The 13,409-nt window shown below is 37.2% G+C and carries 13 protein-coding genes and 2 tRNA genes; 4 read left to right on the top strand and 11 right to left on the bottom strand.

Features of this window, described 5'->3' with window-relative positions; all coding sequences use genetic code 11:
- Positions 1-17: 17 nt before the first annotated feature.
- Together B2107_RS16205 and B2107_RS16200 are read right to left on the bottom strand one after the other, a co-directional pair.
- A complete protein-coding gene (locus tag B2107_RS16205; RefSeq protein WP_293956692.1) occupies positions 18-1,502 on the bottom strand; it encodes an LptF/LptG family permease in 1,485 nt (494 codons plus the stop codon).
- A gap of 102 nt (positions 1,503-1,604) precedes the next feature.
- On the bottom strand, positions 1,605-1,982 hold the full coding sequence (locus B2107_RS16200) for an START-like domain-containing protein (protein WP_028070596.1): 378 nt from the start codon (positions 1,980-1,982) through the stop codon (positions 1,605-1,607).
- A 65-nt stretch (positions 1,983-2,047) separates the two neighbouring features.
- Between B2107_RS16200 and B2107_RS16195 the strand changes: the two genes are divergently transcribed.
- Both B2107_RS16195 and B2107_RS16190 read left to right on the top strand, forming a co-directional pair.
- Positions 2,048-2,121, top strand: a tRNA-Met gene (locus tag B2107_RS16195).
- 293 nt (positions 2,122-2,414) lie between these two features.
- Positions 2,415-2,488, top strand: a tRNA-Met gene (locus B2107_RS16190).
- 248 nt (positions 2,489-2,736) lie between these two features.
- Here B2107_RS16190 and B2107_RS16185 read toward each other — a convergent pair.
- The 9 genes from B2107_RS16185 to rplM form a co-directional block, all read right to left on the bottom strand.
- Positions 2,737-4,467: a hypothetical protein gene (locus tag B2107_RS16185; RefSeq protein WP_293956691.1), complete on the bottom strand. Its 1,731-nt coding sequence runs from the start codon at positions 4,465-4,467 to the stop codon at positions 2,737-2,739.
- Positions 4,418-5,194 (bottom strand): ABC transporter ATP-binding protein, encoded by a 777-nt coding sequence (locus tag B2107_RS16180; RefSeq protein WP_293956689.1) that lies wholly within the window; start codon positions 5,192-5,194, stop codon positions 4,418-4,420. Before B2107_RS16180 ends, B2107_RS16185 begins: the two co-directional genes overlap by 50 nt.
- A gap of 154 nt (positions 5,195-5,348) precedes the next feature.
- Positions 5,349-5,732, bottom strand: a complete 384-nt coding sequence (locus B2107_RS16175; RefSeq protein ID WP_209581447.1) for a hypothetical protein — start codon at positions 5,730-5,732, stop codon at positions 5,349-5,351.
- 217 nt (positions 5,733-5,949) lie between these two features.
- The gene (locus B2107_RS16170; RefSeq protein ID WP_293956688.1) at positions 5,950-6,771 is read right to left on the bottom strand and encodes a helix-turn-helix domain-containing protein; all 822 of its coding nucleotides are present in this window, start codon (positions 6,769-6,771) and stop codon (positions 5,950-5,952) included.
- Between the two features lie 143 nt (positions 6,772-6,914).
- Positions 6,915-7,778 (bottom strand): SDR family oxidoreductase, encoded by an 864-nt coding sequence (locus B2107_RS16165; RefSeq protein WP_293956739.1) that lies wholly within the window; start codon positions 7,776-7,778, stop codon positions 6,915-6,917.
- A 190-nt stretch (positions 7,779-7,968) separates the two neighbouring features.
- Positions 7,969-8,805: a translation elongation factor Ts gene (tsf, locus tag B2107_RS16160; protein WP_293956687.1), complete on the bottom strand. Its 837-nt coding sequence runs from the start codon at positions 8,803-8,805 to the stop codon at positions 7,969-7,971.
- Between the two features lie 193 nt (positions 8,806-8,998).
- Positions 8,999-9,796: a 30S ribosomal protein S2 gene (gene rpsB, locus B2107_RS16155; protein WP_075994149.1), complete on the bottom strand. Its 798-nt coding sequence runs from the start codon at positions 9,794-9,796 to the stop codon at positions 8,999-9,001.
- A gap of 18 nt (positions 9,797-9,814) precedes the next feature.
- Entirely contained in the window at positions 9,815-10,201 is a 387-nt protein-coding gene (rpsI, locus tag B2107_RS16150) for a 30S ribosomal protein S9 (RefSeq protein WP_070563091.1), read from the bottom strand.
- A gap of 11 nt (positions 10,202-10,212) precedes the next feature.
- Positions 10,213-10,656 (bottom strand): 50S ribosomal protein L13, encoded by a 444-nt coding sequence (gene rplM, locus B2107_RS16145; RefSeq protein WP_046671993.1) that lies wholly within the window; start codon positions 10,654-10,656, stop codon positions 10,213-10,215.
- Positions 10,657-10,890: 234 nt separating this feature from the next.
- Between rplM and B2107_RS16140 the strand changes: the two genes are divergently transcribed.
- Together B2107_RS16140 and B2107_RS16135 are read left to right on the top strand one after the other, a co-directional pair.
- Complete coding sequence (locus tag B2107_RS16140) at positions 10,891-12,609, top strand: tetratricopeptide repeat protein (protein ID WP_293956685.1); 1,719 nt, start codon at positions 10,891-10,893, stop codon at positions 12,607-12,609.
- On the top strand, positions 12,599-13,402 hold the full coding sequence (locus B2107_RS16135; protein ID WP_293956684.1) for a DUF4292 domain-containing protein: 804 nt from the start codon (positions 12,599-12,601) through the stop codon (positions 13,400-13,402). The genes B2107_RS16140 and B2107_RS16135 overlap by 11 nt, the downstream gene beginning before the upstream one ends.
- The last annotated feature ends 7 nt before the right edge of the window (positions 13,403-13,409 follow it).

Genomic DNA, 13,409 nt, shown 5'->3' with positions numbered 1-13,409 from the left:
AATAGCCCTGTCACAATCTAATGTGATTCTTTTAAATTATTCTTTTTTGAAAACTTTTCTTTTATCCATTTCCACGCGGCTTCTACTTTTAACTTGTATTGATCAATATCAAATAAAGCGGAATCTGTTGTCGATTTGTACGTTAGAAAAGCAGCAAGTGGTGTTAATACAATGATCGCCATCCACATACCCATACCTGATGATATCGCGCCATCTTTAGCCGTTTTTTCTGCTACCGTCGAAATAATATGATAAATTAGAAAGAATATAATGGCCATAACTACAGGAAGACCAAGCCCTCCCTTTCTGATAATAGCACCAAGTGGCGCTCCGATCGCAAACAATAAAAGACAGGAAACAGCAAGGGTAAACTTGCGATGCCACTCAATGCGGTAGCGGATATCTTTCGATTTGTAATCTTTAAATTCAAGCGTACGGCCATTCAGATCTTCCTTCAGATAATTCAACTGGTTTAGTGCATTCATCGTGACCTGTGAACGTTGTTCTTGAGGTACAAGATCGGCAATCAGATTTTTAAAAGGCTTGATTTTAGCTTCTTTAACTTTGGGCTGTCCAGGTTGATTGGCACTAAAATATTTCGAGTAAATATTATATCGCGTATCTAATGTCCGGGAAATTGCTCTTCCCATACTATCTAACTTAATATGGTTCGAGTCGATATACATATCCAATTGTTTCAAATTTAACATGGCGTGGTGGCTCTTGAACAGGTTTTCATCTGTTTTACCCTGTTGAAAGCTTCCCATATCAAACTTTTGCTCAGTTTCTTTGAATTTAAATCGCGTAAATTGCTGCCGTGGATCGTAAGTTTTGGAGTTTTTAGTCCGTGCCTCTTCGTAACGTATACCATCCTTAAGTTTAAGAATCATATAATTGTTGTCGGGAGAATTGTAGATATAGCCTTCTTTTGCCATAAGTACATTATTGGCCGTATTGCCACCGCGGTGATCGTAGATCATCAAGTCGTAGAGAATTGTTCCCGTTTTGTTTTTTCCCCGGGCGCGGATGGAGTAACCTGGGATAGTATTGTTAAATATTCCGGGTTTGATAAGGAAATCGGCCTTTTTATTACGTACATCTGTAAGTAATGTCCCCATTTTCAGATTCACTACAGGAAGAATGTAGTCGGAGAAAAGAAAAGAACTTGTTGCGAAAATTCCGACGAGTACAAATAGCGGAGTCATCGCTTTGCGCAAAGATACGCCCGCAGCCTTAATAGCAACCAATTCATAGCTTTCACCCAGATTTCCAAATGTCATAATGGAGGAGAGTAACATGGATAAGGGCATTGCCATTTGAATTTGAACAACGCATTGATAGCCAATCAACTCCATAATCGTATACCATTCGAAGCCTTTTCCAATCAAATCATCGATATACTTGAATAGAAAAAGCATCAATAGCACAAACATCACAATGAAAAATGTGACAATAAATGGTTTTATGAAAGCTTGAAGAATAAGTAAATGAACTTTTTTCATCCGTGACGCTAAGCAAATCGATGCCTTTGCATTAAGGCATCTCTACACCAAAGAACTCCCCTAGGAGTCCTTGGTGGATTATATTGCAAAGATAGGCTTTTTTTATGCACCTATAACACTCTGAAGATAGACTATTGAATTTTTCCAAATTAATTTTCTGTTTTCAAGATCTTCTTCTTTAGCGAAATCAGTTATTTTGAGAGCAACATCATTTGTTAGTTCATCTTGGTCGATCTCCAGATCGAAATAATAGGGATCATCATCGAGCCATTTAAAGCGTACAGATTTGTTTTCTTTCGATGCTACAATTTTTGCTCGGTGTGGTTCATCATCCCAAATGAAAGTATAAACGGTGTCTTTATAGTTTACATCATCTGCAAACCATTGTGCCAATTCGTTTGGTTCTTGCAAATACGGAAATAAAATTCTAGGTGAAGAGTTGATGATATATTCTAGTTGGAATTTTATTTTATCTGCCATATAAATGTTTTTTTTAATATTAGTTTGTTTAAATCAAAAATAAGCTATATTTGCATTCCCAAAATGGCGGGGTAGCTCAGATGGTTAGAGCGTTGGATTCATAACCCAAAGGTCGGCAGTTCGATTCTGCTCCCCGCTACAAATCTCTTCCAAAGTTGCTTTTTATTGCATAAACTTATTATTTGTAATAATACATATTTATTTTGTTATTGCAAGTTTTTTTATGAAAAGTTGACTCCTTATTTTGATAAATATTACCTTTTTGGTACGATCAAAGTTTTAGAGGTTATGTACTTTTTGTAGACAATAAATTTACTTGGTTAAAAATGAGTTTGTTGCGCTTAAAAGACGGTTTTTATACCAGATAATTGGTAAAAAAATAAAAAAATCTTTTGAATTGACACATGAAGTGGTATATTTGCATACCGAAACGGCGGGGTAGCTCAGATGGTTAGAGCGTTGGATTCATAACCCAAAGGTCGGCAGTTCGATTCTGCTCCCCGCTACTAGAAGCATCAATCTCTTTAGGTTGATGCTTTTTTATTAAAAATATCTCATTCTATTACAAAATACCTTATTTTGGTGCCTAGAGGAAAGTGTAGCCCTTTTTATTGCCTTATGGATAATAGTTATTTTTTTCACGCCCTCTGAATACTGCTTGCCTCTTGAGATGTTCGGCTAATGAGATTGAGCGTTTTCAGCAAAAATGCCTGTTCAAGTGTTATTCCTTGATGGTAGACAATTTGTAGTTTTATCAATTGTCGTCATAAGCAAGGCTTTTCCAATCTTCTTTCTTTAAATACTTTAACATCAAAAAGAATATGATCCATCCGAGTCCGGCTAAGATCCAAATTAGCGTTTCGAAATGGAAGATTGTTTTATGTAAGAAGCCCAATATCCCCAAAAGACCTAAGATGAATAAATTGGTTATTGCTTTAGAATTGGATTGGTTCGCTTTTGAAAACGGGTAGTTTTTGACCATAAAAAGCATAATCAAAATGCTTTCAATGCCGCCAACTGCAGAAGATAATAGGAGATCATTAATTGAATTGAGACCAAATAAGGGGATACAGATACATAAAAACAGGACGTTAAAAGGTAAAACATACTTAATGAGACAAGCCTTAAGAACACCGGTCATCAACTGTCCCGGCTTGTGGATGGGAGTCGTATAATAGATCCAAGCTGCTTTATACTTGTTGCTTTGAGTAATAAGCTGGAAAACGGTTAACATGGTGAGTAATGAAAGATAGAACATAACAATATACAGGCCCGAATCCCGAATTTTTAATATCTTGTCCGCCATTGGGAGCTCTTCTCCAGTACGTATAAATAAAAAAGTAAAGTAAATAGGCAAATAAGCCAACGAAGGATAGAGCTGTTGTTTAAATTCTCTTGTTTTAGCACTTATCAGCCATACAATGCCAAATCCTGCCTCTTCAACTGCGGATGAACATACTTTCGCGGATATCCATTTATATACAGGCTGTTTAGATCCATGATTCTGCTTCAAAGGCAAATTTTCATTGGGGTAGCTGTCTGCGCTTGCCAATGCTGCTATTTTTGAATTAAATCCACGAGAGAATAACTTGATACAGGCATAGATACCTGCAAAGGGAGTGAGTGCCCCCAATATGGATAGTATGATAACCGGTAAATTTTGGTCTCCAAAGATCAAGGGTTGAAAAGATGCAATCCATGTACTCGGAAATATCCAAAGAAATCGGAGCTGTCCCATCGTCAAATGAGATTGTACAATAGATTGAATCAGATTTGGGCCAACATAATAGGACAGGAAAAGAACCAGTGAGAGACCTATCTGTATATAAGTAATAGCATCTTTAAACTTTTGAATGGGCAGGTATTTTATACTGATCAGGTAAAATCCGTTGACACCGATGAGAGCGACTAAGGTGCTGAAAATAAGCTGTAAACATAAAACAAGGACTGAAGTAATATGCCAATCAAATAATACATAAACAAGTACTGGTGCGGTTAGGGCAATTATTTGGTTAGACAGCTTTATTGCGATAAAAGTTAATCGTGCAATCGATAGGGTCCTGTCATTAACTGGTCGCGGCAAAATGATGTAATGGTCTCGGGTATCTAATAATAGAGGTGAAAAATCAGTAACCAATGTAATACTCAGCATACTGATAAAGGTGAGCAGCATGATAGAAACAGCTAAATATCTATCTGGAATCGACACAAGTATGACCATGAATACCAAGCCAATCATCAGATACACAACAGATTGTAAAATCGAAGACGATGAGGAGGATTTATTCTTTCTACGTCTCCGAAAACTAATAGGTTTTCGGTCCTCTAAAATGATTTTTGTTTGTAAGATGATCTTAAACTGTTCAAAATTAATGCCTAAGCTTTTCCAAAACCCTGGAAACAGAAGAATAAACTTTAAGATGAGTTTTTCCATGCTATTGAATTGCTCTAATGATATTGGAGACATCCAATGTGTTGCTGCCATTATGTGTTAATTTTGCAAATATATGCTCCAAAGATTCGTTAGCTTCTGTTTTTAGCTCTTCAATTGTACCATCCGCAATAATGCTTCCCTGGTTTATAAGTAAAATCCGATCGGATACTTTTTCGACAACATCCATCATATGGGAGCAGTAGAAAATTGTTTTTCCTTCTTTTGCAAGTAAGGAAATAAGTTCCTTAACAAAAATAACGGCATTCGCATCAAGTCCAGATAAGGGTTCATCCAGAACAATAATTTGAGGGTTGTGAATAATTCCTGAGATCAAGAGTACTTTTTGACGCATTCCTTTTGAGAAGGTGTCCATCCTATTATTCGCGTTTGATTCAAGACCAAAAGCAGTCAATAACTTTAAGGAACGTTCCAGAATACTATTATTTTCCATTCCATAGAGCTTACCTACAAAATCTAAATATTCAATTGGAGTCAGTACTTCATATAATTCAGCGTTCTCGGGAACATATCCTAACATTGTTTTCACGGCCAATGGATCTTCTTGAATGTTGATACCATTAATTTCTACAGTGCCTGTAAAATCTTCAATTAGTCCTGTCAATATTTTAACAGTGGTGGATTTGCCTGCCCCATTTGGGCCAATATATCCGATCACTTGGCCTGGAAATATGTCGAGGTTGATTCCTTTCAAAATTTCCTTCGTTCCGTACGATTTTTTGAGGTCAACGATCCGGATGAGCGGTAATATACTTTCCATATGATAACAATCTTCAAAGTAAACTTACGTAAAAATTGGGAGTTATGGTTACTGTTGAGATCGTTATAATCTGTATTTTTTAAATTAAAGATCCTTATTTCAAAAATAGAAAAAGGGACCTTTTGGTCCCTCACAATGATTTTTTTTTCGGAAACTATCTGTCATTCTTAGGATATCCTTCTTCATCAAGATCATCTCTCAAATCTTCTTCATTCTCTGCTAATTTCTTGTCTAAAGGAGATAACCGTTCATGATCAAAAGTCTCAATTCGCATGTTCGCCTGATCCAAGTCTTCGCCCTGAAGTTCATCTTTCGAAGCATATTCATCGCCCACAAATGGATTTGAATTGTCATAGGTTGAATCATCATCAACAGCACCCTCTGCAATAGTGTCGTAATCAGCCGGATGAGCATAATCTGGATCGTTACCGTCGACATCCATTTCATAACTGTCAAGGTCTTTGTTAAAAGTAAGATCCTGTTCTTTATCCGGATAGTCTTCTTCAACTTTCCCGTTTCTATATTCTTTTTTTGACATAATTCTGCTAATTTTTATTCATCATTAAAACAGTTCATATAAAAAAAAGTTTGGATTTTACTAGACAAAGTGGGGGCTCAAGTGCTATCAGAATATCAGTTGAATACCAAAAAGATAAAGTTTCATTTAAAAAGGGCAGAACATGTTAGTTTTAGAAGAAGCCGTTCAGCTTAGTCCAAATTATAGTCTCCATGGTATAATTCAGCATGATAACTTATCAAATGCTATTTTTAGCTCTCTTATAAGAGCTTGGTGTAACATTTCGTTTTTTCTTATAAAAATTAGTCAAGTGACTCTCATCGTTAAATCCAAGTTCTTCTACAATTTGTTTCATGCTATAGGTATTGGAAGCTAACCTGTCTTCGATAAGTTTAATTCGAATATCATCGATATACGTCTTATAACTCACAGCATATCGCTTTTTAAAAAATGCACCAAAATAATTAGCGGAAATTTGAAACTGATCGGCGATTGACTTAATTTGTAATTTGTCGGGAAAATAAATGTTTTGCTGAATATATTGATCGATTTCTTGAGACATTTCATAAGATGCATGAATAGGCAGGCCCAGGTCTTTTACAATATTTTCCACTAAAGCAAAAAGAGACATAATTTGGTGGAATATGAAAATAGAAGTCGTTGCGTCCTCACGGTCATATTGATGTATTAGGCCGAATACCTGCTCCGTCAATTTTTTATTTTCTTTCTTCAGCGATAGGCTCCTATTTAAAAATGTCTTCGAATTGAAAATTTCCACCGGACTGTAAGAAAGTCTGAAATTTTGCTGTATAAAATGAAGATCTTTAAAATAGGAACTGGAAAAATAGAGGACGAATACCATTGCATCTTTCTTAGTTTCAAGTGTTTCACAGGTCTTATTCAAAAAGAGTAAATTTCCTTTTGAAAATTTCAACTTATTTTCTTTAGACAGGACCGATCCCTCCAGTATATATACTAAAGCGAAATCAAAGCCTGTTTTATTTAGTTCTATTTTTTGTTTTTGCTTGATTTTCTGAGAAGCGAAAGATAAATCCGTCATATGTACGATGCTGCTGAATAAATACCAACTACAAACCTAAGAAAAATAGAATAAACACTTAATTTTTCCTTTTGTTGTAATGCAACAATTATGAATTTACATCCACGATAAAGTGTAAATCATTTGTTGTTCTTAAAATATTATTAGGTGCTTTTTGCGTTTCGGGTCATCTTTTCAATAGAATCCCATTGATCTTCGGGAATAATATCCAAACCATTAAACTCTCCTGCTCCTTTAAGCCACTCTCCACCATCTATAGTAATGACATCACCATTGATATAACTTGCGTAGTCAGATACTAAATAGGCCGCGAGATTAGCAAGTTCCTGTAGTTCACCCAAGCGACCCAAAGGGATACGTTTGGTTGGGGAGAGAAGTTGGCCCAATTCACCAGGCAACAAGCGTTCCATGGCTCCGGAGGTTTGAAATGGGCCTGGTGCGATAGCGTTTAGTCGTATCCCTTTTTTTCCCCATTCCACAGCTAGCGAACGGGTGAGTGCTAGAACTCCAGCCTTGGCAGTTGCAGATGGTACTACATATCCAGATCCAGTCCACGCATAGGTTGTGACAATACTCAGTACAGCCTTATTTTGTTCATTTTGCGAGATCCACCTTTTTCCCAGCGCGAGGGTATAATTTATACTCCCTTGAAGGACAATTCCAATGACAGATTCAAAGGCTCGATGGCTTAAACGTTCGGTAGGGGAGATAAAATTTCCAGCGGCATTATTTATGAGAATATCTATTCCACCGAAATGCTCATATCCATAGGAAACGACGTGTTCAACATCATCATAATTGCGAACATCCCCCGCCACAGCAAGACATTTTGCCTGATGTTTTTCTGATAATTCTTTTGCTGTCTGTTGTATAATATCCTCTTTGCGACTTGTAATCAGACAAGAGGCTCCAAGCTCAAGAAAGTAATCTGTCATCGCTTTTCCTAGCCCTGTGCCACCACCCGTGATTAATATTCGCTTTCCTTTTAGTGCGTTCTCCTTTAACATGCCCATATGCTGTCAGTTTTTTATGTGTCCTTAAGTTACATAAAATTTAGAAATAAAATAAAAATGGATTTAAGCGATAACAGTTGGGAACTGGATGGAGGAGATATAAATAAAAACAGGGGCTACTCGATGAATAGCCCCTGTTTTAAAATGTTTCCATTTCTAATAATAGAATAGCATGGAAATATGCTTATGCGCCTAATTGTACGCGTTTGAAAGCAGTTACAGTCAATCCTTTAGAAACAGAATCTAAGAATTGCGCGATGTTTTTAGAAGAATCTTTTACAAACTCTTGGTTTAACAAGGTTGTATCTTTGAAGAATTTGTTCAATTTACCTTGAGCAATTTTTTCAGCCATTTCAGCTGGTTTTCCTTCAGCGATGATTTGTTCTTTTGCAATAGCGATTTCACGCTCGATTGTGTTTTGATCAACACCGTCTTTATCAATTGCAATAGGGTTCATTGCAGCAATTTGCATTGCCACATCTTTACCAGCTTCTTCAGCACCAGCTGCATCAGCAGAAAGACCAACCAATACACCTAAACGGTAGTTACCATGAATATAAGCGATAACTTTTTCAGCAGTGATTGTTTCGTATTTAGAAACGTCAATTTTCTCACCAATGACACCAGTTTGCTCGATTAAAGAATCAGCGATATTTTTGCCATCAAGTTCCAAACCTTTTAATTCTTCCAAAGAAGCAGGTTTATTGTTTAATGCGATATCTGCAATTTTTTCAGCGAAGGCTACGAAGTCTGCGTTTTTAGCTACGAAGTCAGTTTCACAGTTAACTTCAACTACAATACCTGATTTGCCATCAGCAGTAGCTTTAGCGATGATAACACCTTCGTTAGAGTCGCGATCCTGACGGCTAGCAGCTACTTTAGCGCCTTTTTTACGCAAGTAATCTACAGCAGCTTCAAAGTCACCATTAGACTCAACCAAAGCTTTTTTACAATCCATCATACCAGCGCCAGTTTGTTGACGCAATTTGTTTACATCTGATGCAGAAATTTGTACTGACATGTTTATTTCTTTTTGTTATTATTTACGACTAAAATTTGTACAATATTAACTTAAAAAAGGTTAAGCTAATATGAAGTTTAACATTCTTACTAAACGGGTTCTGTTAAACAAAAAACCGGACAGATAGGCTAGTTCAAGAAAAGTAAACTTTTCCAGAAACTAACGCTACGCCATCCGGTTTGGAATAAAAATATTATTCTCCGTCTTTCGCTTTGCGAGGACGTTTAGCTTCTGAAGCTTCACCATTATCAGCTTTTGCTTTAGCAGCAGCAGCATCTTTTTCAGCTTCTTCTTCTTTGTCGCGTTTGCGCTCGTCCAAACCTTCTTGGATTGCTTGACCAATGATACCTGCGATTAAGCTAATAGATTTGCTAGCGTCATCGTTTGCAGGGATTGGGAAATCAATGTTCGAAGGATCAGAGTTTGTATCTACCATTGCAAAAGTAGGGATGTTCAATTTCATTGCTTCAGAAACAGCGATGTGTTCTTTTTTCACATCGATGATGAATAAAGCAGCTGGCAAACGGTTCAAATCAGCGATACCTCCTAAAAGATTTTCTAATTTGATACGCTCACGTTGAATCATCAACTTCTCTTTTTTAGACAATACATCGTAAGTACCATCTTTTTGCATTTTGTCAATGTTAGACATTTTTTTGATAGACTTACGAACTGTAGCGAAGTTTGTAAGCATACCACCTAACCAACGCTCAGTCACGAAAGGCATGTTAACCTCTTTTGCTTGTTGTGCGATGATCTCTTTTGCTTGTTTTTTCGTAGCTACGAATAAAACTTTGCGACCTGATTTTACGATTTGTTTGATAGCTGATGCAGCTTCTTCTAACTTCGTAAGTGTTTTGTTCAAGTCAATGATGTGGATACCGTTGCGCTCCATGAAAATGTACTTAGCCATTTTCGGATCCCATTTACGTGTAAGGTGACCAAAGTGCACACCTGCATCCAATAAATCTTGATAAGTAGTTCTTGCCATTTTTTGATCCTCCTTTGATTAACGTTTACTGAATTGGAATCTTCTACGAGCTTTACGACGTCCTGGTTTCTTACGCTCAACCATACGGTCATCACGCGTTACTAAACCTTTAGCACGTAATGCAGGTTTAACTTCTGGGTTAAGCTCAACCAATGCTTTTGCGATCGCTAAGCGAACAGCTTCTGCTTGACCTTTAACACCACCTCCGTTAACGTTTACTTTTACATCAAAGTTTGCTAATTCACCAGCTACGTTCAAAGATTGAGTAGCGATGTATTGCAAAGGTAATGTTGGGAAATACTCTTTGTAGTCTTTACCGTTTATGATTATGTTTCCGCTACCAGCAGTTAAGTAAATGCGGGCAACAGCAGTTTTTCTTCTTCCTGAAGTATTAGTTGTTGACATGTCGATTCTCCTTAAAATTTAACTGGTTTTGGATTTTGTGCTTCATGCTTGTGCTCAGTACCAGCATAAACGTAAAGGTTCTTAAACAATTGACGACCTAAACGGTTTTTAGGAAGCATACCACGAACAGCTTTTTCAATGATGCGCTCAGGGAATTTAGCCATTAACTCTTTAGGAGAAACAAAACGCTGACCACCTGGATATCCAGTGTAGCGTACGTAAACTTTGTCACCTAATTTGTTTCCGGTCAATTTGATTTTGTCTGCATTGATAACAATCACGTTATCTCCACAGTCTACGTGTGGGGTGAATGTAGGCTTGTGCTTACCACGAATTACTTTCGCGATGTTGCTCGCCAAACGCCCCAAAATCTCTCCTTCAGCGTCAACAACGATCCACTCTTTGTTAACGGTGTTCTTGTTGGCAGAGACAGTTTTGTAACTTAACGTATTCACTTGCTTTTGTTTAAATAATTTATTAAAAAATTTTTCTTTCCCTTATCTCAAGGGTCTGCAAAGGTACATCTAATATTCTATATTTTAAAATCTATTTTACTTATTTTGCTGAATACGAGTCGAATTTATTACACCACCCGCTAATCTCAATATTTTTACAACTACCTCGAATGAATATTGTTACATTAGTTAGTATATTGCAGGAACAAATTTTTAATTATTTAGCGGAAGTAGATGAGATTTAATTTTTTGAATGAACGATTTTTAAGTTTTATTGGCGTGTTCCTTTTGGTCGTGAATTCATTGCACGCGCAATCACAAGATAGGAAAACAAAACCATATGATGCCCGATTTAAAAATGTGCAAGAGATATTGAAGCAAGGCAAAATTGGACCGGGTATGGATTCTCTTGACGCTATCATCGCAGACTTTCCGCAGGCAGACGATATCTATTTTACTAAAGCGATTCTTCTTGCTCAGATGAGAAATCAGGATGGAGCGATTCAAGCCATTAAGCAAGCGCTGGATATTCAGTCTAAGCCAGAATATCTGAGTTTCGCGGTCGACGCATTTAAAAGTAAAAATGATGCAGACAGTGCATTGATTTATCTTGATAAGCTGATTGATCAGGACGATAATAACACCGCGTCGCTTAAACGAGAACGCATCATGCTTCTTTTTAATGGCGGATATAAAGATGTGGCTTTAGAGTACTTTTATAAAACTAAAGAAATTGCTGGTTCTTCAGATACGTTGGATATGGTCGGTAGTGTCTTGTTGAATGATGCGGGCAATTATAAAAGTGTCATAGAGCTTTTAAAGCCCTGGGCAGATAAAGGGACTTCTTTAGCCCAGGTGTATGGTCAGCTGGCACAAGCGTATAATCTTTCCAAAAACTCGAAGTTAGCACTGGAATATATCAATAAAGGAATTCTCACCACAAAAGAAGACTTTCTCTATTTTGACTTAGCCGATCTATATCGATTTGATAAAAAGCTCAAGTTATCCCTTGATGCGCTCAAACAGGGGTTTCAGTCTAAAAAGATAGACTTTGCTGATAAAAATCGGATAATAATGACTTTATTAAATCCCAAGGGGCCTTATACACCGGATCAATTACTCGAACTGGCTAATATCCTGGTGGAGGTTCATCCGCGGATTGCTGAAAGCCATATGGCAAAAGGACAGGTACTATGGCTAAAAGATGATAAAACTGCTGCCCAAAGCTCTTTGGCAGTAGCGGTTAGTATGAACCCCTATCAGATCGATGCCTGGCGAATGTTAATGAGCTTGGATATGGATAAAGGTGAATTTGATCAGGCAATCGCTCATGGTGGAGAGGCTTTGCATTATGTGCCCAATAACGCTACAATACTCTATTTTACCAGTATGGCTTATCTGATGAAGAAGGATATGGAAAATAGTCGGAAGTTTATGGAAGCAGCATTGAATAATGCACAGGAGGAATCTCCATTCTTACAGGCAAATATCTATGGCGGATTGGGTGATATTTATAACTCGCTCAAAATGTATAAAGCCTCCGACGCAGCGTACATGGAAGCTATCCGACTCGATAGTACAAATGTGACAGCAATGAACAATTTAGCCTACTATTTGTCGTTAAGAAAGGAACGACTTGATGAGGCTACGAAATATGCTGCTATGGCAACAGATTTGCAACCCAATAATGGTACGTTTGAGGATACTTATGCTTGGGTGCTATTTGCCGATGGAAAATATGACGAAGCATTGGTTTGGATTCAAAAGGCATTAAAAAATACTATCCCACAAACTTCGGTGTTGCTGGAACATTATGGTGATATTCTGTTTAAGTTAGGGAAAAAAAGCGATGCCGTTAAACAATGGACTTTGGCTTTGGAAAAGGGAGTGGATTCGGATGATAATAAGCTGAAATTGAAAAAGAAGATTGACACAAAAAGTTATGTGGAATAAAATTGTTTGGGCTTGTGCTGTAATGGTTTTGCTCTCTTCCTGTAGTTCGAAGAAGAGGATGCTGAAAGAAGCTGAGCTGAGGGCTCAAAACGAATTGACGATAAAGGATAATACCAGAGAGGCAAAGAAAAATAGTTTACGCCATCTTTTTTTGAACAATTTGGATTATTCGACTTTTTCGGGAAAGGCTAAAATGAGGCTTGATTTGGGAAAGGACAATTATGACGTCAATTCAACTATTAGAATAGAGAAGGATAAGCGAATCTGGATTTCCATTTCTGCTACATTGGGTATCGAAGTGGCACGTGTTCTAATAACTCCAGACAGTGTTCAGATCCTCAATAAGTTTCAAAGTGAATATATGGTTAAGCCTTTTGATTATCTATACCGTTTCGCCAGTTCCGATCTGACGTTTGGAAACTTACAAGACTTATTGCTGGCAAATCTGTCTGTGGATCTCTTATCTGATATTGATCAGGTAAACTTTAAGCAGGATTCAATGTCGGTTCAGTTGGACGGTAAACTCAATGAGTTGGATTTTTTGTATAGGTTGAATAATAACAATAGGCCTTATCAATTTAGATTAGCCCAACTTTCAAAGAAACAATTATTGGAAGCTAATTATGGCGAATATGCTTTGGCTTCGGGACAGGAATTTCCGATGCTTTTAAAAATGATCATTTCTGACGGCCGCCAAGAAATTAAGACAGAAATTAATTTTAACAAAGTTACTTTTAACGAACCTGTCGAAATGCCTTTTTCAGTATCGTCGCGATATAAAGTAATCCGATGACAGGCTG

The sequence above is a fragment of the Sphingobacterium sp. UBA7855 genome, from assembly GCA_002500745.1.
In the GTDB taxonomy this organism is placed as follows: Bacteria; Bacteroidota; Bacteroidia; order Sphingobacteriales; family Sphingobacteriaceae; genus Sphingobacterium.
Note: the sequence above shows the minus strand (reverse complement) of the source record. Positions and strands in the feature narration are given on the sequence as shown.